The 20,955-nt window shown below is 39.2% G+C and carries 20 protein-coding genes; 3 read left to right on the top strand and 17 right to left on the bottom strand.

Annotated features, from left to right (window positions below; all coding sequences use genetic code 11):
- Positions 1–7: 7 nt before the first annotated feature.
- From fre to pepE, 3 genes are all read right to left on the bottom strand, one after another.
- On the bottom strand, positions 8–709 hold the full coding sequence (fre, locus tag B6258_RS10440) for an NAD(P)H-flavin reductase (protein WP_099075206.1): 702 nt from the start codon (positions 707–709) through the stop codon (positions 8–10).
- 15 nt (positions 710–724) lie between these two features.
- Entirely contained in the window at positions 725–2,194 is a 1,470-nt protein-coding gene (ubiD, locus tag B6258_RS10435; protein WP_036914642.1) for a 4-hydroxy-3-polyprenylbenzoate decarboxylase, read from the bottom strand.
- Positions 2,195–2,314: 120 nt separating this feature from the next.
- Positions 2,315–3,040 carry a dipeptidase PepE gene (pepE, locus tag B6258_RS10430; RefSeq protein WP_023583493.1) on the bottom strand — a complete coding sequence of 242 codons (726 nt, stop codon included), beginning with the start codon at positions 3,038–3,040 and terminating at the stop codon, positions 2,315–2,317.
- A gap of 288 nt (positions 3,041–3,328) precedes the next feature.
- Between pepE and rfaH the strand changes: the two genes are divergently transcribed.
- Positions 3,329–3,829: a transcription/translation regulatory transformer protein RfaH gene (rfaH, locus tag B6258_RS10425; RefSeq protein ID WP_099075205.1), complete on the top strand. Its 501-nt coding sequence runs from the start codon at positions 3,329–3,331 to the stop codon at positions 3,827–3,829.
- A 62-nt stretch (positions 3,830–3,891) separates the two neighbouring features.
- Here the strand turns inward: rfaH and tatC are convergent, their stop codons facing one another.
- The 10 genes from tatC to udp form a co-directional block, all read right to left on the bottom strand.
- Positions 3,892–4,674, bottom strand: coding sequence for a Sec-independent protein translocase subunit TatC (gene tatC, locus B6258_RS10420; RefSeq protein WP_099075204.1), 783 nt, complete (start codon positions 4,672–4,674; stop codon positions 3,892–3,894).
- Positions 4,675–4,677: 3 nt separating this feature from the next.
- Positions 4,678–5,193 carry a Sec-independent protein translocase protein TatB gene (gene tatB, locus B6258_RS10415; RefSeq protein ID WP_088493902.1) on the bottom strand — a complete coding sequence of 172 codons (516 nt, stop codon included), beginning with the start codon at positions 5,191–5,193 and terminating at the stop codon, positions 4,678–4,680.
- Between the two features lie 3 nt (positions 5,194–5,196).
- Positions 5,197–5,466: a twin-arginine translocase TatA/TatE family subunit gene (gene tatA, locus B6258_RS10410; protein WP_006535549.1), complete on the bottom strand. Its 270-nt coding sequence runs from the start codon at positions 5,464–5,466 to the stop codon at positions 5,197–5,199.
- A gap of 125 nt (positions 5,467–5,591) precedes the next feature.
- Entirely contained in the window at positions 5,592–7,229 is a 1,638-nt protein-coding gene (gene ubiB, locus B6258_RS10405) for a ubiquinone biosynthesis regulatory protein kinase UbiB (protein ID WP_023583497.1), read from the bottom strand.
- Entirely contained in the window at positions 7,229–7,870 is a 642-nt protein-coding gene (locus B6258_RS10400) for a ubiquinone biosynthesis accessory factor UbiJ (RefSeq protein WP_099075203.1), read from the bottom strand. The genes ubiB and B6258_RS10400 overlap by 1 nt, the downstream gene beginning before the upstream one ends.
- Position 7,871: 1 nt before the next feature.
- Positions 7,872–8,627: a bifunctional demethylmenaquinone methyltransferase/2-methoxy-6-polyprenyl-1,4-benzoquinol methylase UbiE gene (gene ubiE / locus B6258_RS10395; protein WP_099075202.1), complete on the bottom strand. Its 756-nt coding sequence runs from the start codon at positions 8,625–8,627 to the stop codon at positions 7,872–7,874.
- Positions 8,628–8,710: 83 nt separating this feature from the next.
- Positions 8,711–10,051, bottom strand: a complete 1,341-nt coding sequence (rmuC, locus tag B6258_RS10390) for a DNA recombination protein RmuC (RefSeq protein ID WP_099075201.1) — start codon at positions 10,049–10,051, stop codon at positions 8,711–8,713.
- 102 nt (positions 10,052–10,153) lie between these two features.
- Positions 10,154–10,684: a DedA family protein gene (locus B6258_RS10385; protein WP_099075200.1), complete on the bottom strand. Its 531-nt coding sequence runs from the start codon at positions 10,682–10,684 to the stop codon at positions 10,154–10,156.
- Between the two features lie 71 nt (positions 10,685–10,755).
- A complete protein-coding gene (locus B6258_RS10380) occupies positions 10,756–11,538 on the bottom strand; it encodes a tyrosine-protein phosphatase (RefSeq protein ID WP_099075199.1) in 783 nt (260 codons plus the stop codon).
- Positions 11,539–11,686: 148 nt separating this feature from the next.
- Entirely contained in the window at positions 11,687–12,445 is a 759-nt protein-coding gene (udp, locus tag B6258_RS10375; protein WP_023583501.1) for a uridine phosphorylase, read from the bottom strand.
- 989 nt (positions 12,446–13,434) lie between these two features.
- On the opposite strand from udp, the gene B6258_RS10370 reads away from it, so the two are divergent.
- Positions 13,435–13,827 carry a YidB family protein gene (locus B6258_RS10370; protein WP_099075198.1) on the top strand — a complete coding sequence of 131 codons (393 nt, stop codon included), beginning with the start codon at positions 13,435–13,437 and terminating at the stop codon, positions 13,825–13,827.
- A 78-nt stretch (positions 13,828–13,905) separates the two neighbouring features.
- Here B6258_RS10370 and B6258_RS10365 read toward each other — a convergent pair whose 3' ends face one another.
- Both B6258_RS10365 and metE read right to left on the bottom strand, forming a co-directional pair.
- Positions 13,906–14,733: a hypothetical protein gene (locus tag B6258_RS10365; RefSeq protein WP_099075197.1), complete on the bottom strand. Its 828-nt coding sequence runs from the start codon at positions 14,731–14,733 to the stop codon at positions 13,906–13,908.
- A 178-nt stretch (positions 14,734–14,911) separates the two neighbouring features.
- Positions 14,912–17,185, bottom strand: coding sequence for a 5-methyltetrahydropteroyltriglutamate--homocysteine S-methyltransferase (metE, locus tag B6258_RS10360; protein WP_099075196.1), 2,274 nt, complete (start codon positions 17,183–17,185; stop codon positions 14,912–14,914).
- Positions 17,186–17,291: 106 nt separating this feature from the next.
- Here metE and metR point away from each other — a divergent pair, with 106 nt between their 5' ends.
- On the top strand, positions 17,292–18,245 hold the full coding sequence (metR, locus tag B6258_RS10355; RefSeq protein ID WP_075672279.1) for an HTH-type transcriptional regulator MetR: 954 nt from the start codon (positions 17,292–17,294) through the stop codon (positions 18,243–18,245).
- On the opposite strand, the gene B6258_RS10350 is transcribed toward metR, so the two are convergent.
- Positions 18,160–19,032 carry a carboxylate/amino acid/amine transporter gene (locus B6258_RS10350; protein ID WP_099075195.1) on the bottom strand — a complete coding sequence of 291 codons (873 nt, stop codon included), beginning with the start codon at positions 19,030–19,032 and terminating at the stop codon, positions 18,160–18,162. The two genes, metR and B6258_RS10350, sit on opposite strands and share 86 nt — an antisense overlap.
- A gap of 2 nt (positions 19,033–19,034) precedes the next feature.
- Positions 19,035–20,684: a Na+/H+ antiporter gene (locus B6258_RS10345; RefSeq protein WP_099075194.1), complete on the bottom strand. Its 1,650-nt coding sequence runs from the start codon at positions 20,682–20,684 to the stop codon at positions 19,035–19,037.
- Positions 20,685–20,955 lie beyond the last annotated feature (271 nt).

The raw sequence follows: 20,955 nt of genomic DNA, 5'->3' as shown, positions 1-20,955 counted from the left end.
CGTTTTGTCAGATAAATTCAAAAGCATCGCTAAATAAGCGGGTTTTATCTGCATTGCGCTCATTACAAAAACGATCTCTGGCGATTTTTGCCATCTCAAAGCGCCCAGCGATGTAAATATCATATTCAGATAAATCACCAAAATCTTCGCTTATTGCCGTTAATACCGTACCTTTTCGGCCTCGCCAAGTCTCATCAGGTTGCTCGACCACAGGAACAATCATTAAAGATGGATGCAACTCTGATAATTCTTGTAATTCATTAAGATCATAGAGGTGAACACTTTCTCTTCCCCCCCAATAAATCGTAATAGATCGCTGTGGATTTTCAGCTAATGCAGCCAACAAAATTGAGTGGGTATAAGAAAATCCTGTACCGCCAGCAATTAATAATAGAGGACGTTGACTCTCTTTTTTAAACCATGCATTCCCATGAGGAATATCAATGGTAAGCTGTTGCTTTTCTAATATCACATCAAGCACTGCCATCGCATAAAGATTGAGTTCAGACGCACCAATATGAAGTTCAATAAAGTCTTTGTTTTCAGGTATAGATGCAATAGAAAAAGGACGTTTATCACGTTCATCCATAACTGCTAAAAGGTATTGCCCAGCCTGAAAATCAAATTCGCCATCAGGTAATAGCCTTACCCGATAAACCGTATCTGTCATCGGCTCAACAAGTGAGACTTTACAATTCAGTATTGCCATGTTGTTCCTCTGTTATTATTTAAGAATATCGAGCTGTTCCCAAATAGTATCGACTCGTTGCTTAACTTCATCAGACATCACAATAGGTCTACCCCATTCTCTATCTGTCTCACCTGGCCATTTATTAGTTGCATCAAGACCCATTTTTGATCCTAATCCTGAAACAGGTGAAGCGAAGTCGAGATAATCAATAGGCGTATTTTCCATCATAATGGTATCTCTCGCAGGATCCATTCTGGTCGTGATTGCCCAAATCACATCTTTCCAATCTCTTGCATTGACATCATCATCGCAAACAATCACAAATTTGGTGTACATAAATTGCCGTAAATAAGACCAAACTCCCATCATTACGCGTTTTGCATGACCTGCATATTGTTTCTTCATTGTCACAACGGCTAAACGGTAAGAACATCCTTCAGGAGGTAAATAAAAATCTACAATTTCAGGAAATTGTTTTTGTAATATCGGAACAAGCACTTCATTCAACGCAACACCTAATACTGCGGGTTCATCAGGTGGACGCCCTGTATATGTTGAATGATAAATTGCATCTTTACGGCGCGTTAAATGCGTAATGGTAAACACAGGGAAAGAGTCAATCTCATTATAATATCCTGTGTGATCACCATATGGCCCTTCTGGAGCCAATTCGCCCGGTTCAATGTAACCTTCAAGGATAATTTCAGCACTTGCAGGCACTTCAAGATCATTTGAAAGACATTTTACCACTTCTGATTTATTACCCCGTAATAAGCCAGCAAATGCATATTCAGATAATGTATCTGGTACAGGTGTTACAGCACCTAAAATAGTGGCAGGATCTGCCCCTAATGCTACAGAAACAGGGAATCGTTCACCGGGATGTTTTTGGCACCACTCTTGAAAATCTAACGCCCCACCACGATGCGATAACCAGCGCATAATCACTTTATTTTTACCCAGCACTTGCTGGCGATAAATACCCAGATTTTGACGCTCTTTTAATGGGCCACGAGTCACCGTTAATCCCCAAGTAATCAAAGGTGCCGCATCTTCAGGCCAACAATGCATAACAGGGATTTTTGTTAAATCAACATCATCACCTGTTAAAACCACCTCCTGACAAGGGGCTTTACTCAAGCGTTTTGTTGGCATATTTAAAACTTGCTTAAATTTAGGTAACTTATCAAAGAGATCACGAAAACCTTTTGGAGGATCAGGCTCTTTTAGAAAAGCTAATAACTTTCCAACTTCGTGTAAGGCTTTAACATCATCTTGCCCCATTCCCATTGCGACACGCTCGGGTGTACCAAATAAGTTACAAAGCACTGGCATATCATACCCTTTCGGGTTTTCAAACAACAGCGCAGGCCCACCGGCACGTAAAGTTCTGTCCGCTATTTCGGTCATTTCAAGGTAGGGATCTATTTCATAGGTGATACGTTTTAATTCACCTTTTTCTTCTAATAATGAAAGGAAATCTCTTAAATCGCGGTATTTCATCATAATCTTACGAGCCAGTGAGTGAAAGAAAAGAGGGCCAATGCCCTCTTTGAGACGCTATAAGCTAAACGCATAACTCACTAAAATGCAATGCTTTTTATTTAGTAGCGTTCACTATACTTATAAACAGCGGAATGGAACCCACTCTGAAAGTAATTTAGTGTCAAACTGTTCAGGGAATGTTTTTCCATGCTGGAAGATTTTAAAACCTTCATTTTTAGCGCTGTAATAATGTAATTCTTCGCCTTGAATATATAAGTAACTACCTTCACGGATAGCCACAACAATCTCTTCAGGGTTAATTGCACAAAACTCGGCAATACGCTCATCGCGAGTTTCACCCATATGACCACTGATAGAAGCATCAATATAATGTGGGTTAATTTGAACAGGGAATAGGCCTAATGAAGGCATAATAACAGAGGAGCGTACTGGCATATCATTAGTGGTACGAATTGTTGGTGTTGCAACGTTACAACCTGCACTCCAACCAATATATGGAATATTACGCTCACGTACTGCGCGTTGAATTGGAACTACCAATCCTTTCTCATGCAGCATTTGGTTTAATAACCAAGTATTACCACCACTAACTAAAATACATTCTGCATTATTGATTGCATCAACTTCTGAATCAAAATGTTCAATACAAGTAACTTCAATGCCTAACACTTCTGATAAATCACGAGCGCGTTGATCATGATCGGAACGAATAACAGCATAAGCAATTAATACAGCAGAACGAATACCGCGTTTTTTAATCATGCTATCGATATTATCTTTTGCATAACTTAACCAACGTGGATCCCCGGCAATTTTTCCGTTACTTAATAAAAAAACTTCCATTACAGAACCTCTTTATAATTATGAACAAAACTCTAAGATAATTATCTTGAAAGCTTTTTCTTGTTTTTACCATCATTTTTTTGTCAACTTGTTACCTCTATCCGAGATCCAAGTAAAAGTAACAAAAACAAGCCCTTTTATTGCGTATGAACACAGCTTTTCTGTTCTTTTTTCAGTATAAAACTACGTTACTCTATTTTTCATTTAATCCCCGATAGATAACTGTTACCTTAATGATAAATTTGCTATCATCGCTTAATTAAATTCAACTAACCTATTGTCTCTATTATGAAAAACTGGCATTTGCTGTATTGTAAACGAGGACAAATTCCTCGTGCTATCGAACATTTAGAACGTCAGCAAGTGGGCTGTTTTACACCTATGGTAACCATAGAAAAAGTATTAAGAGGAAAGCGCACAACCGTAACAGAACCGCTTTTCCCTAATTACCTTTTTATCGAGTTTGATCCTGAAGTGATCCATACCACAACCATTAACTCAACGCGTGGAGTCAACTCGTTTGTTCGTTTTGGGCAATATCCTGTCACTGTTCCTCAAGATGTGATTGATACACTGCAAATACCTCAACTTTCTTCTCTCACTTATAGTGAAGAAAATGTACCTCATAGTGGCGATAGCGTATTAATTACAGAGGGTATTTTTCAAGGGATCAAAGCCATATATCAAGAGCCTGATGGTGAAACACGTTCAATTTTGCTTTTAAAGATATTAAATAGCGAAGTAAAAAAATCAGTGGGAAATAAAGAATTCAAAAAAGAGTCGCTCTAGAAAAAATTAACCCAGCAATTGCTGGGCTAATATCATATGATTTTAGAAAATCGTTTCTAAAATTATTTTTGCTGTTCTGCTTCAGCTTCTGCCTCTGCTTCCTCAGCTTCTTCATCTGTTCTTCTTCCCTTACCTACATAAAAGCGCGATACCATGACTCCGATTTCAAACAACAAGTACATCGGTATTGCGAGTAAGGTTTGAGAGAAAACATCTGGTGGTGTCAATACCATACCAACGACAAAGGCACCCACAAGAATATAAGGACGTTTTTTCTTTAAAGCATCTGGTGTTGTTACACCACTCCAGCACAGTAAAATAATCGCAATCGGTACTTCAAAAGCCGCACCAAACGCCATAAATAACGTCATGACGAAACTTAGATATTTACTGATATCTGGAATAAAGTTAACCCCTTCAGGGGTTGTATTAACAAAAAAGCCAAACGCGAGAGGGAACACAACAAAATAAGCAAACGCCATACCGAGATAGAATAATACTGTACTTGAAACAAGTAATGGCAGCATTAAGCGACGTTCGTGTTTATACAATGCTGGTGCGATAAAAGCCCATACCTGATAAAGAATAACAGGCACAGAAGCAAAAACGGATACCATGATTGTCAATTTAATCGGAGTCAAAAAGGTAGAGGCAACATCTGTCGCACTCATATTTGACCCTTTTGGCAACTTATCAAGTAATGGAGCCGAGACTAATTGATAGATATCGTTAGAAAAATAAACCAGCGCTAAAAAAACCACTAGAACTGAGACTAAGCTATACATCAAACGCTTACGAAGTTCTATTAAATGGCTGATCAGCGGTTGGGTATCATTTACTGCCATGTTTTAATGCTCACCATTGACCTGATCAGTTGTTTTTTTCTCTATTGTTACTGGTTGAGTAACTGGAACTTCTGTCTTTGTAACACTTTCTGCCACAGGTTTATGGCGATTAGCATCATCATTAACTTCATCAGCTTCAGCAAGTGCGGCTAAATCAGAAGGTGAAGGTTCCGTAGAGTCGGTTTTTACAGACTGCTCTTTCGTGGAGTCTGGCGTTGTAGGTGCTTGATAAGTTTGTTTTAAAGACTGTGCAGCCTCTTTTAACTCATCCATAGACGCTTTTAGCTCTGGCGATAACGTTTGCAAATTCGCTTTCTCTTCAACTTTTTTCAAGCTCTCTTGGAGTTCTTGAAGTTTTAGTTCTTGCGTCAGTTCATTTTGCACATTCGCAGCCAAAGAGCGTAACGCCCTTACCCAGCCAGCAATTGTTTTTACTGCTACGGGCAAACGTTCTGGCCCCAGAAAAACAAGACCAATCACCATGACCAATAGCAGCTGACTAAAACCAATGTCAAACACGGTTTACACCTGCTCTTTGTTTTTGCTCTCAGTTGTAGACTTCTCTTCTGTTGAAGTCTTCTGCGCTAAATTTTTAGTATCAAAATCTGCGTCATTATTTGTTTTTTCAGCGTTGTTGGTGTCTTTATCTGCAGCTTCGTCACCAATCGCTTTTTTAAAGCCTTTTACTGATGCACCTAAATCTGAGCCCAATGTGCGCAGTTTATTTGTACCAAATAATAAGACAACGATGACAGCGATGATGAGTAATTGCCAAATGCTAATACCGCCCATTTTATGTTCCTCAACTATTTTCGGGGTTATACTTAATAACAGTGCCCATTATATACAACGAATTCAATTTTCGGGAATCTCGAATTCATCTTTTAACTTGCTCAAAGACAAACTTTGATGTGTTTTTATTGTGCATTACCCGATCTAAACCAACCCAAAATCCATGCAAGAAGACCTAAACTGATAAAAACACTGAATAATGTTTTAAAACCAGAAACAAAAAACAGGCTACCGCATAAAAACAGTGTTGTACCTATACCCAATAAAAATAGAGACTGTCTCTGTTTGACTCTTTGCGAACTTATTTGTTCCGTCAATTTGTCTAGCGTTAACTTCATATTTTTATGTTGCTTCAGACTATCATAAACCAGTTCTGGTATCTCTGGCATTTTTTCAATCCAGTAAGGCGCTTTGCTCTTTATACCATTCACCAATGCGGTGATACCTATTTGACTATGTAACCAATCTTCTAAGAAAGGTTTTGCCGTTTTCCATAAATCCAATTGTGGATATAACTGGCGCCCAAGCCCTTCCACATAAAGTAATGTTTTTTGAAGTAACACTAGCTGCGGTTGTACTTCCATATTGAAACGACGTGCTGTATTGAAAAGATTAAGTAACACATGTCCAAATGAGATCTCAGAAAGTGGCTTTTCAAAAATCGGTTCACACACAGTACGGATCGCAAATTCAAAATCTTCCACATTGGTATCTGCTGGCACCCAGCCTGAATCAACATGTAATTCTGCAACTTTTCGATAATCACGGTTAAAGAAAGCTAAGAAGTTTTCAGCTAAATAGCGTTTATCTTCTTTATTTAATGAGCCAACGATACCGCAATCAATACCGATATAATATGGATTTTCAGGGTGATCATAGCTAATAAACACATTACCTGGATGCATGTCAGCATGGAAAAAACTGTCTCTAAATACTTGAGTAAAAAAGACTTTAACACCACGCTCTGCAAGAAGCTTCATATTCGTCTTTTGTGCATTCAACGCTTCAATGTCAGAAACGGGAATACCATAAATACGCTCCATGACCATCACGTTTTCATGGCAGTAATCTGAATACACTTCAGGAATATACAACATAGAGCTATTTTCAAAATTACGACGTAGCTGAATAGCATTTGCAGCTTCACGCAGTAAATTTAGCTCATCAAGTAATGTTTTTTCGTATTCGCGGATCACCTCTTTGGGTCGTAAACGGCGACCATCAGGTAAAAATGGTAATAGATTTGCCAAGCGATACATCAAACGGATATCCGCTTTGATCACGGGTTGGATATCGGGACGAATCACCTTTAGTACCACTTCTTTACCGTTTTCTTTTAATTTTGCAGTGTGAACCTGCGCAATAGAAGCGGAAGCCAGTGGCGTTTCATCAAAATCATCAAACCATTGGTCGATAGGGCCACCAAATGAGTTTTCAATATATTGTCGTGCTTTCTTACCATCAAAAGGAGCAACTTTGTCTTGCAATAAAGCAAGCTGATCAGCGATTTGAGGAGGGAAAAGATCACGTCGAGTTGATAACATTTGGCCTAATTTAATCCAAACAGGGCCTAATGTTTGCAATGCGAGTCGTAAGCGTTCACCTAATGGTTTTTCTGGATGTTTATTTTTGATCCAAAATAGTGCTCGGCATCCTAATCTTGCAGGTAAAGTAATTCGGTGTTTAGGAATTAACTCATCAAGCCCATAAGATAAAAATACCTGAATAATATGATAGAGGCGCTTTAACTCACTAAGGAGCATTATTTTTTCTCCAATGTGCCTAACCGTTTTTCCAGTTCGGCTGTTTGCTGTGCAACTTCTTCTATTTCATCATAAAAATGGACTGTTTCTAATGCACTAGGTGCGGTTTTCCACTCTTCAATTAACGCATCACGTAAATAATCTTTTTGGTGACTCAAGAGTGAAGAAAATAACTGAACGCCCTTTCCTGCAACAACAGTCAGGCTTTGTGCCGCAATATCACCAATATAAGGTGCTAAATATTGCGCGGGATCCCACTGCGCCATATCTAATAATGCAGACCAATTTTGAACAACCTGCATATCACCATCAATAGTGATATCGCCACGGTTGATAAGTTCTGACATTTTTTGACGGTCACGAAGCTTAATCAGAGTTAATAGTTTTGTTTTTATCAAGCAATCAGTTTCATCATCCCACTGACTTAATACATCAACTTGTTGTTCGCTAAAGACTAAGTAGATGGAACGAGGAAACTCATTGATAGAAAGCGCCAACACTTTGCCCGCAAGGCGATTGCGGGCAGGTTTAAGCACATTTTCCTGATATAAAACGTGATTAAGTGCTGTTTCCATTGATGCTGTTAGTAGCGGATACAGTACTTGAGAAGCAATATCATGAGAAAAAGTGGCTTTTTCCATCTCAGAATTTAAATCCTTTGTGTAAGGCAACTATACCTCCAGTCATATTGGTATAGGTAACTTGATCAAATCCCGCTTCTTCCATCATACCTTTTAGTGTTTCTTGGTCTGGATGCATGCGAATTGACTCCGTTAAATAACGGTAACTTTCAGCATCATTCACAATCACTTGACCAATTTTCGGTAGGATATGGAAAGAGTAAGCATCATAAATCTTGCTTAAAGGATCAAGAACGGGTTTAGAGAATTCCAGCACCAGCAGACGTCCGCCTGGCTTTAATACACGGAACATTGAACGTAGCGCTTTTGCTTTATCGGTCACATTACGTAAGCCAAAGGAGATAGTGATGCAATCAAAATGGTTATCAGGGAACGGTAACTCTTCCGCATTCGCTTGTACATAGTTAACATTACCCACAATACCGTGATCGCGTAGCTTTTCACGCCCCATTTTCAACATTGAGTCATTGATATCCGCTAAAACAACTTCCCCATTTTCGCCCACAAGACGAGAGAATTTAGCTGTTAAATCACCCGTACCACCGGCAAGATCAAGAACACGTTGGTTACGTCTTACACCACTTGCTTCTATGGTATAACGCTTCCAAATGCGGTGAATACCGAAAGACATCAAGTCATTCATTAAATCATACTTAGACGCGACAGAGTGAAAAACCCTTGCAACCATGGTTTGTTTATCATCTTTGTCAACGGTTTGGAAACCAAAATCTGTTGTTTCCTTAGTTTGTTGAGTCATATTATTTGCCCGCCAATTAATCAAAATTTAGTAAATTCAGTACTGGTCGTTTCCAGAAATTTTTATCTCTTTATTTTATCAAATCAATCAGATGCTGATTTTTCAATGAGATCATTATCAATCGTTTTTTTTATCTCAACCCCTAAGGATTTAAAGCTTTCCGCTTGACTAATAAGATTTCCACGACCTTCAGAGAGTTTTTTCATCGCTAATAGATAGCCAGACTGCGCTTTTTGAATACTGTTTCCTAGCCCTTGCATATCATCAACGAAAAGTCTTAATTTGTCATACATTTTAGCCGCTCTGTCTGCAATTTCTTGTGCGTTTTGGCTCTGATATTCATAACGCCACAATGCAGCTATTGTACGTAAAGCAACAAGTAAAGTAGATGGCCCAACTAACATAATATTGTTTTTCAATGCTTCTTCTAGCAAGTCTGGAGAATGACCAATTGCAACAAGATAAGCGGGCTCAATAGGTATAAACATTAAAACATAGTCTAAAGACGTTACACCCGGTAGTTTATGATAATCTTTTACACTCAATCCTTTAATATGCGCTTTAATTGAGTTCACATGCGCATAAAGCGCTTGTTTACGTTCATTATCATTATTACTACTAAAATACTTTTCATATGCCACCAGCGACATTTTAGCGTCGATAATAACATCTCTACCATGAGGTAGATGCACAATCACATCAGGTTGATAGCGACTGCCATTTTCATGTCGAATACTTACCTGTGTTTCAAACTCATGGCCTTCACGTAATCCTGAAGACTCTAATATACGTGCTAATACCGTTTCGCCCCAGTTACCTTGAACTTTATTATCCCCTTTTAAGGCATGCGTTAAGTTAACGGCTTCTTGTGCCATTTTTACATTCAATTGTTGGAGCTGGCGAATTTCATGAACCAAAGTATGTCGCTCTCTGGCTTCTTGCCCAAAACCCTCTTGAACTTGTCGCCGAAAGCTTTCGAGCTGTTCACGAAATGGTGAAAGTAAATGTGTTAATCCTTGGCGATTTAGCTCCTCTGCTTTACGCCCACTCTGTTCGAAAATACGATTAGCTAAATTCTCAAACTGTGTTGCAAGCCGTTGCTCACTATTCATTAATAATCGCTGCTTTTCTTCTGCGGATATTCGGCTTTCTTCCCAACGCGTTGTCACTTCTCTTAATTCTGCTTCTTGAGAAGTAATAATTTCTCTCTGAGCACGTAATTCTTGTTCTAGCTGTTCTATATGTTGTTGCAATGAGGGGATAATCACCGCTTTTTCTTGGGCGATAGCAAGCTGTGTATGATTTTCACGTAGCATGGCTTCTTTGTCGGATAAACGTTGTTGGATAGACCACCAAACCAGCACGCCGCCAACAAGTACACCACCTAATAAACCAATGATCCCATATAACAACTGAATATCCACTAAAGTGACCTTTTTACTTTCCAGCGGGCTACGTTAAAACGCATAGGTAATATTGTCTAGCAACAATTTACATCGTGACTTGATTTGCGATAAAACACGCAATTATCCCATCCATTTCGCAAGCCATTGCAAACCAAAAGCACCGGGCGCCAAAATACCGAATGCCCAAATCATGGCTGATGTTAAATTAGCAATTTGAAAATAACGTTGTGGCATCGCACAAATACCCGCAACTAATGGAACAATTGCACGAAAAGGTCCAAAAAATCGCCCAATAAACACACCCCAGATTCCCCAACGATTAAAAAATTGATGACCTCTAACCAATGTTTGTGGTGAACGTGAAATGGGCCACAAGTTTCTCACGCCCTCTTTATAGTGAAATCCTACCCAGTACGATACCCAATCACCAAAGAAAGCGCCTAACGCGGCAGCAAGCCATATAGGCCAGAAAAATAAGCCACTTTCACCAATTAAGGCACCTAATCCCAATAAAATAACCGTGGCAGGAATAAGCAAAGAAATAAACGCGAGTGATTCACCAAAAGCAAGCAAAAACACAATTGGAATAGCCCAAATTTCGTGCTCTTTTACAAAGAGAGTGATGGTATGAATAATGTCTTGTACGGTCAAAATAGAGGCCTTAAATTCGGTTAACCTAAGTTAAATAAAATATTTTGATTAACCGAATATAAATCACTTTATTATTCGAGAAAATAATTTTGTAAGGTATCTCGGCTAGAAGCATCTAAACCGATATCTTTCTCTAGCCAAGTATCCACATTACCGTAATGCTGATTAATACTGGCCAATGCCGTTTGCAGAAACTCTTCTTGTACTGAATAAACATAGGCAAATTTATCAACAATGTTATCACTCATTGTTTTGGCATGTTCTTCTAAAAGATAAGCACGATAAGGCGCTAATGTTTCATTGGTAAGAAGGTAATCTTCCATCACCACATCTAAAGACGCACCAAGAGCAAATAGTACTAAAGCGGAGCCAACACCGGTTCTGTCTTTACCTACCGCACAATGTTGCACAACCCCCCCTTTTTCGGGTTGCTTTAACAACATAGCTAATTGTTTATAGGCAGGGTTATTAATAGGTAATAATTGATATAACTGAAACATAAAAGCTTTAGCATCAAACTGCTCAAGTATTTCCGGTGTCAGCTTTTCGAGGTTTGCAGAGACTTCTTTGGATAGCGGGTTTGCAGGGGCGTGATAATATTGCGCACCTTCCCATACACGATCTGGTTTATCAACAATCTCTCCACTATCACGATAATCAATGATTTGAAAAAGATTTTTATCAATGAGCAGAGATTGATCTGTATTGGTTAATCTGTCCAGTGAGCCAGAGCGAAAGAGCATTCCGGGTCTAATAACACCACCGTTACTCAATTTTTTACCCCCTAAATCACGAAAATTAATTCCGCCGACTAAAGGCAACACCGAAGGATGTGTTTGTAAGATATCAGTCATAATGCCTCTTCTCATTGTTGTATTGTTAAGACCTCAAAGACCTTAACAGAAATCAGCGTCTGTTGACACATTAACGTGATGAATTACCATACAAAAAAAGCCCTTAATACCAAGGTATTAAGGGCTTTCCTATTTGATTAAAAAAAACTTATTTCATTAAAATACGAGCAGCTTCGATAACGATACCTAGCGCATTATTTTCAGTTTTCTTCAGTAATTCTGCATCTGGAATTTCTTGTTGAGTACGGTTTACGATAACACCCGCAACCATACCGGCACGTAAACCTTGGCTTGCACACATTGTCAGTAATGTTGCAGATTCCATTTCATAGTTCATGACGCCCATTTCTTGCCACTCTTTCATAGAGCCTTTGAAACGGCGAACAACGCGACCTGTATAGGTGTCGTAACGTTCTTGTCCTGGATAGAATGTATCTGAAGATGCAGTAACACCTACGTGTACAGTTGAGCCATTGTCTTTAGCGGCTTTGTACAGTGCGTTCATACATTCAAAATCAGAAACAGCTGGGAATTCCATTGGTGCGAAATGTAAGCTTGCGCCATCTAAACGAACCGCAGCAGTAGTCACAAGAATATCACCTACATTGATATGCTCTTGAATTGCACCCGTTGTACCAATACGCAAGAAAGTACGGATACCTAACTGTGCTAATTCTTCAACCGCAATAGAGGTAGATGGGCCACCGATACCTGTTGAGCAAACAATAACAGCTTTGCCATCAATCTCGCCACGCCATGACGTGTATTCACGTAAAGAAGCCAGATGAACTGGGTTATCCATTAATTTTGCAATTTTTTCAACACGCTTAGGATCACCTGGAACAATTGCTAAAGTGGCACCCTGTAGGTCATTTTTGGTTAAACCTAAGTGAAATACATCAGACATATCGGACTCCTCAATGGGACAAAACCAATGATCATTAAATTAAAAGTTACTGTATCAGTTTTCCAGACCTTTTTAGTGATAAACGTCACTTACAGGACATCAAACAAAGTAACAATTTCATAAAATTGTGATTATCATCACAAAAAAGACGTATAAAAGACATTATCCACGAACACATTATCAGTATTCGCCAGTATCAATCATTAACTAAAATAAACACTTCTCTCATCAGTATAGATGCGATAAATACATTATCGAATATAAATCCCCCAATATATACACTCTAAATAACTCAAATCACCGCTAGGCGACAAGTAAATGAGTCGCTAGGCGCATACATCAGTATGTGACTAGTGCGAATGTACGCAGTCAACAACGCTACGGCTTAAAATTCAACGAGTAAGTACTCTAAATAATTCAAGTCACAGCTAGGCGACAAGTAAATGAGTCGCTAGGCGCATACATCAGTATGTGACTAGTGCGAATGTACGCAGTCAACAACGCTACGGCTTAAAATTCAACGAGTAAGTACTCTAAATAATTCAAGTCACAGCTAGGCGACAAGTAAATGAGTCGCTAGGCGCATACATCAGTATGTGACTAGTGCGAATGTACGCAGTCAACAACGTTACGGCTTAAAATTCAACGAGTAAGTACTCTAAATAATTCAAGTCACAGCTAGGCGACAAGTAAATGAGTCGCTAGGCGCATACATCAGTATGTGACTAGTGCGAATGTACGCAGTCAACAACGTTACGGCTTAAAATTCAACGAGTAAGTACTCTAAATAATTCAAGTCACAGCTAGGCGACAAGTGAATGAGTCGCTAGGAGCATACATCAGTATGTGACTAGTGCGAATGAACGCAGTCAACAACGCTGTGGCTTGAAGTATGACGAGTAGCTTGAAGTACAACGAACATAGCGAGTAAACTACCCGCCCTTAAAATAAACATCAAATGTGACAAACACATCGTCACCGGAGTAAACATGAGCTTATTTAACCAAATTGCAAGCCTACTAGGTGGCGAAAAAATCAATCAATATAAAACTGTCCTTGATTGGATTGGGTCTCAAGGTGGCATTGAAGGCTTAGTAAAGCAATTTGATACCGCGGGTTTAAGTGAGCTTATTCAATCTTGGATAAGTACAAATACAAATTTACCAATCAGTGCTGAACAAATCGTCGCGGTTTTTTCATCACCTGTTATTAACGAACTTGCGTCAAAAGTTAATTTAAGTGCAACAGAAGCGTCTGAAATGGCAGCACAATATTTACCTAAATTAATTGATAAAGTCACGCCGGATGGTGTTGTACCTAAAGACTTAGATTTAGTTAGTGCGGGGATGGATATTTTAAAAGCGAAGATTTTCGGTGGCTAAATAAACAGACTGTTTTAATGCATTTTCCCTTACATCCCATAAGGGAAAACGCATCACCCGCTTAATAATCAAAATTGATTACAGCAAACCTTCTTCAATCAACGCTTCATGAAAACGTTGTTTCTCTTCAGGTGTTGCTTGAATACGCTCTAAAGGTACATCCAAAGCATAAGGGATATTTTGTTGTGGTGAATAAACGGCTAATACGTAGGTATTTCCATTTTGCTCAATCACAATAGGCGGTGTTTTCTTATTACCTGAATAAGCAATACGAATATCTTTACCCTCTAAATTAAGATGATAAGTCGCAATAAATTGCTTATTACTCACAACCATTTTTGCAGGAATGGCAATTAACTTAAGAGGTTGAGTTCCCACTGATAATAATGCTTTTCTCACTTTACTCGTTAATATCTGACGATAAATAAAAAAGATCACACTAAAACCGAATAAGCCGACAAAAACAATAGTGCTAATTAAACGAAGCCAAATATTATCTATCGCCACATCAACGGTCATTTTACTGAGATCATTTGCATCAGCAACGGGTTCAACTAACACATCTTTGGGGCCTAAATCTAAAAAAGTAAAATTACGCGAAACTTCATTGCCTTTATAATGTAAATCAACACTACAGTTAGTCAGAACAACGAGTTGAGAACGACAAGAGCCATTTACCGTAGCATCAACAGGTACTGCATTCTCACTGATTTTATAATCATAAAGAATATTAGGAATTTGATAAGCACTAAATACTGTCATTGCTAACATGAAAATAACTAAGAATAAGGTGCGAAATAATCCACCGTCGCCTCTTAGCGGAACTAATTTCAAAGGTCGAGTTGGAAAAGCATCTAATACTTTATCCGAAAGTTTAATGCTAGTTTGCACAATAATTATATCCATAAAATTAGAGAATTTTGCAGTATAGCAACTCTACTGAATATCAATAATAAGATTTACTCTAGGTTTTAATGAATACCTTTTTTAAATTTTATATAAAGTTAGCCTGCTATTTTGACTATGCGACTTATCTAAAGTGACAGTTCAAAAATAACAGGCTAATAAACAATTAATTATTTTATTACGCGTTCTGACGTAAATATTTAGCAGCCTCAACCATATTTGCTAATGCTGCTCGCGTTTCAGGCCAACCCCGTGTTTTTAATCCACAATCTGGATTAACCCATAAACGCTCTGCGGGAATTCGAGATTGTGCTTTTCTTAATAAACCGACGATCCATTCTACATTTGGCACATTAGGTGAGTGAATGTCATAAACACCTGGTCCAATTTCATTTGGATAATCAAAGTGCTCAAAGGCTTCTAGCAATTCCATATCTGAACGTGAGGTTTCGATTGTAATTACATCTGCATCTAGTGCTGCAATTGAATCCATGATGTCATTAAATTCGCAATAACACATATGCGTGTGGATTTGTGTTTCATCATCAGCAATGGCGGCACTTAATTTAAAGGCATCAACGGCCCAATCAAGATACGCTTGCCATTCATCGCGACGCAGTGGCAAACCTTCACGTAATGCGGGTTCATCAATTTGAATAATACCAATACCCGCTTTTTGTAAATCATCAACCTCATCACGCAAAGCTAGTGCGATCTGTTTTGCAATGGTTTCACGCGTCACATCTTCACGAGGGAACGACCAACATAAAATTGTCACAGGGCCTGTTAACATACCTTTGACTGGCTTTTCCGTTAGCGACTGCGCGTAAGTTGCCCAATCCACAGTAATGGGCGCTGGTCGACTAATATCACCAATAATCACCGGTGGTTTTACACAACGTGAACCATAGCTTTGCACCCAGCCATTTTGCGTAAACACATAACCATCAAAGTGTTCACCAAAATACTCCACCATGTCGTTACGCTCTGCTTCGCCATGAACTAATACATCAAGGCCAAGGTTTTCTTGTTCCGATATTGCTTGCTTAATATGTTCGCTGATATTTGTGCGATAAGCTGCCGTATCGATACGCCCTTTCTTAAAATCTAAACGGACAGTACGAATTTCTGTTGTTTGTGGGAATGAGCCAATCGTGGTGGTTGGCCATAATGGCAAATTAAACCGAGTACGTTGTACTTCTGCGCGTTGGGTATAAGGTGAATTTCTTTCGCTGTCTTGCGCTTCAATTGCCTGTAAACGCGCTTCAACTGTTGCATTATGTACACGAGTTGAGTGCTGACGTTGACGAATTGGCGTACTGTATTGTGCCAGTTGTTCATCATACTCGCCTTCTGGCGCATTCAATGCCTTAGCTAACAAAGCGACTTCTTCACATTTCTGAACAGCAAAAGCAAACCAGCTTTTGACTTCATCATCAAGTTTCGTTTCTGCATTTAAATCAATTGGACTATGCAGTAATGAACATGAAGTACCAATCCACAATGGACGTGTCCCTTTTAATGAAATTACTTGCTGATAACGTGTACTTAAATCTGCTTTCCACACATTTCGACCATTAATCGCACCTAATGACAGCACCCAATCTTTAGGTAATGCTTGGTGTAAGTGCTGCAAATCATCTTGCCCTGCTGAAATATCAACATGAAGCCCATTAACAGGTAAATTTTTAATAATATCAAGATGATGAGAAATACCATCAAAATAGGTCGTCAGCAGTAATTTAACGTGTCCTGTTAATGCTTGATAAGCTGTTTGATACGCATTTTGCCATTCAACAGGTAAATCCAGTACCAAAGCAGGCTCATCAATTTGCACCCATTCAATACCTTTCTCTTTTAATGCAGAAATAACTTGTTGATAGATAGGTAAAATGTCTTTTAAAAGCGTTAATCTATCAAATTCAGGGCCTTTTACTTTACCTAGCCACAAATAAGTCACTGGGCCGAGTAAAACAGGTTTTATTTTATGACCTAACGCTAATGCTTCATCGACTTCTTCTAGTAACTCTTTCCATGCAAAGGTAAATGACTGACCTTGCTGAAATTCAGGCACGATATAGTGATAGTTAGTATTAAACCATTTCGTCATTTCAGATGCAGCCGCAGGTTTACCTGTTAGCGCTCTACCACGAGCAACTCTGAATAGAGTATCAAGGTCGAGTGAGCCATCTTCATTACGGTGACGCGGTGGCACATTACCTAACAGTAGACTTGTCCCTAACACTTGGTCATACCAAGCAAAATCACCAACCGGTAATAATTCAACACCTGCATCCGCTTGTTGTTGCCAATGGCGAGCACGAAGCTCTTTACCCACTGCAACCAATTCTTCCTGTGAAATCTTACCTGCCCAATAGTTTTCTTGTGCCTTTTTTAGCTCTCTATCTAAGCCAATACGAGGGAAACCGAGTGTGTGATTGCGAATTGTCATAATTAAAATCCTATTTTTAGCCGTCTAGATGTTTACACATCCATAATCTACAGGTAGTGTATAAATCACAAGCGCAAATTTTTCATCAACAACTTGAAGGTTTATCATGATAGAAATAAAACATTTAAAAACGATCTTAGCCTTGAAGCACACAGGCTCTCTTGCTAACGCAGCAAATCAATTGCATCAAACACAATCGGCTCTTTCACATCAATTTAGTGAATTAGAACATCGCCTTGGTTATCGAATTTTTGTACGTAAAAGCCAGCCACTGCGCTTTACTTCACAGGGGGAAGTGCTCGTTAAATTAGCAGAAGAAGTATTGCCTATCGTTCGTAGAGCCATTGAAGCGTGTAATGAGCCCGGTAGTGTGAATTTGAATATCGCGATTGAATGCCATAGTTGTATTCAATGGTTAACCCCTGCATTACAGCAATATCGTCAAACATGGCCTGAAGTCACTGTTGATTTTCATTCGGGTGTTACCTTTGATCCACAGCCAGCATTATTACAACGAGAATTAGATGTCGTGTTAACATCCGATATTTTGGACGATCCTCGTTTACACTACACGCCATTATTTGACTATGAAGTGAAATTAGTTTTATCGCCCGATCACCCTCTTGCTAATCGCTTACATATTCAGCCACAAGACTTAATTGCAGAAACCTTATTTATTTATCCCGTACAAAGAGAACGTTTTGATGTGTGGCGCCATTTTTTACAACCAGCGGGGATCACGCCACATTTTAAACATGTCGATAATACGTTGTTGTTAATTCAAATGGTTGCTGCCGGCATGGGAATCGCTGCATTACCTCATTGGGCTGTTGAGAATTTTGAAAAACAAGGATTAGTTGTTACAAAAACATTAGGCGAGGGATTATGGAGCCGGTTATATGCCGCTAACCGTAGTGGCGAGCAACATCAACCGGCAATTCGAGAGTTTATTCGCTTATCAGGCCAGCACGCTGTTAACAATCTTCCTTTTGTAAAACAGGTCGGCGTATCCAGCGTCGATGGATCCAAAGTGATGCAACAATCAGGCTCGCGCCTATGATAAAACTTGGCCAATTTGGATGTTGCTGCCAGATAGAAAAATTCACTAATAATCCTGCTGGAACCATCATGTTATTCATAATCGCTAAGGTTCCAGCATCAACTTGTGTGGCACCATAGTTCCACATGAAATACCCTATTCCAGAAGCGCCAATGCCTAACCAGAGTAAAACACCCCATTGTAGTGATGTTGTTGGCATTTTCTGCCAATCGGCAAAACACAATGCCCCCACCAGTGAAACGGCAACAGCACCAAGATAAAACCAAGAAAATGCATGATGTTGTGGAATCGGATGTACTTCCATTAGTCGTTTATAACCCACCTGACCAATAGCAAAGAAAATATTAGCCAGTTGCACTAATAACAATCCATACCAAAAATCATCACTTAAATGGTCATAACGAATAATTGCCGCACCTAATACCGCTAATAATGAGCTGAATGCATAGCCCCAACGTAATTTCTGACGTTCTAATAAATCATAAATTAGCGTGACATAAAGCGGTGTTAATACGGTAAAAAGTAAAAATTCTGCAACGGTCAAATAGTTATAAGCGTGGAAGACAAACAGATACATAATACCGAGTTGGCAAGCCCCCACTAGCATATAAAGCAGGATCACCTTAAAGCGGATCCCCTTCCAACGTAAGAAAGGTAAAAAGACCAACGCCGCCAAAGAAACGCGGATCAGAACAGAGAGCCAGCTATCAACCTGACCCGCGAGATACTCGCCGATCAGGCTAAAAGAAGCAGCCCATAACAATGTTGTAATAACAAGCAACCACATAATTAGCTATCTTTCTCTACTAATAACGCTTCCATTAAATCCAACTCATGTAGCAATAGTTGGAGTGTTTCATTACTGATTTTTCGCGTTGCTCTTAAATGGTAAAGCTCCCCACGTTCAGCACGTAATGCTGTTAAACGAAAACGTCTTTCGAGATCTTCTTCTAACGCGTTATGGATCATTTCATCTTGATCCGCAGTACGGCGTCTTAAATAACCCGTTACACGAGAAGCAACTTCATTAATTTCTTCTGCATCCAACTGCTCTTCAGTACTTGCCGCTAAGCGCTCTTCCATTTTATTCAGGCTAACCATTGCCACTTCAGCCATCACTTTACGTGCATAGCGAACTTCATTTTTATCTGCTTCTTTGTCAGTTGCTTTCACGCCTTTTAACAAGAAAGGAAGCGAGATAATACCGACTAAAATCGACAGTAAAATAACACCCGCAGCAATAAAGATAATTTGATAACGCCCAGGGAAAGTACTGCCATCGGTTAAAAAGAGTGGAATAGAAAGCGCACCTGCTAACGTAATCGCACCACGAACACCTGCAAATGACGATAACCACAACTCACGCGTTGTGTAATTAGCGAAATCAAGGGGATGTTTTTTCATAAAGATCAGGCTGATTTTCTTCATTAGCCATAACCATGTAAATCGCAGGATCAGCAATGCAAAATAGATAACGAAAACGGCAGCGAACAGCATCCAAACTTCAACTTCTGGGTCAAGATCGGCTTGAATAACAGAGCTTGTCCAGATAATAGGAAGCTGTAAGCCAAGCATGATAAAGACAAGGCCGTTAAAGACAAATTCAAGCATTGACCATACGCTATCAGCACGTAAGCGCATCGCAAGAGGTGCATTTCTAATCACGCCTGATTTACTGATAGTCATACCGGCAGCAACAGCCGCTAAAATACCTGAAAAACCAATATGTTCTGCAATAAGATAAGAGGCAAAAGGTAGCAATAACATAAAGACGATTTGTGTAGCCGGATCGTCTCCGCTCCAACGACTCATTAATCGTAAAGATTTACTGTAAACTAAGGTGACACCGATACCAGCCAGTAATCCCCCAACAGCGACTTTAAAAAATTCAAGGGTTGCACCGCCAACAGTAAACACCATTGTTCCCATTGCCACCGCAACTGCAAATTTCAAGGCAACCAGACCCGAAGCATCATTCATTAATGCTTCACCTTCTAAGATGCCCATTATTCGCTTAGGTATTCGTCCTTTACCGACAATAGAAGAGAGTGCGACCGCATCCGTTGGCGAAAGTACGGCCGCCAATGCAAATGCCGAAATAAGAGGGATACTTGGCATCATCCAGTAAATCAGATAACCGATACCAACAACTGTCACCATAACTAAAACAAGCACAAGAATAAAAATCTCACGCCCATTTTGGATAAATTCTCGTGTCGGTGTTTTCCAACCATCAACAAAAAGCAAAGGTGGGATCAATAGAACGAGGAATAATTCAGGATCAAAAGTGACATGTAAACCAAACTGAGGCCATGCCAATAAAGCCCCTATCACAATCTGTATTAATGGTAACGGAACACGAAAGGGAATTAATTTTGTGATAACTCCCGAAACTGAAACCACCAGTATTAAAATTAAAATAGTAAAGAAAATTTCCATGTTACCCTTACATGCCTATTTTTATCCTGAAAACCTGCCATCTTTCCCTTATAAAAGGGAAACCAACCGAAGAATAAAGAAACATATTATGTAAAATTCACGCATCATATCTTTCTTTATCTATGAATCTATGCTTATTTTAAACAGATCCCACACAGACTCTGTGAGAATATTTAAAAATTAAGACTAATCGTATCTAACACCGCACATTGTACGCAATTTATTGCTCTCTATTTATTAACGGCATTAATTATAGAAAGCATACGTTTTT

This window comes from Proteus alimentorum, assembly GCF_002607735.1.
Taxonomy (GTDB): Bacteria; Pseudomonadota; Gammaproteobacteria; order Enterobacterales; family Enterobacteriaceae; genus Proteus; species Proteus alimentorum.
The sequence above is the reverse complement of the archived record's forward strand: the minus strand, read 5'-3'. Positions and strand labels throughout refer to the sequence as shown.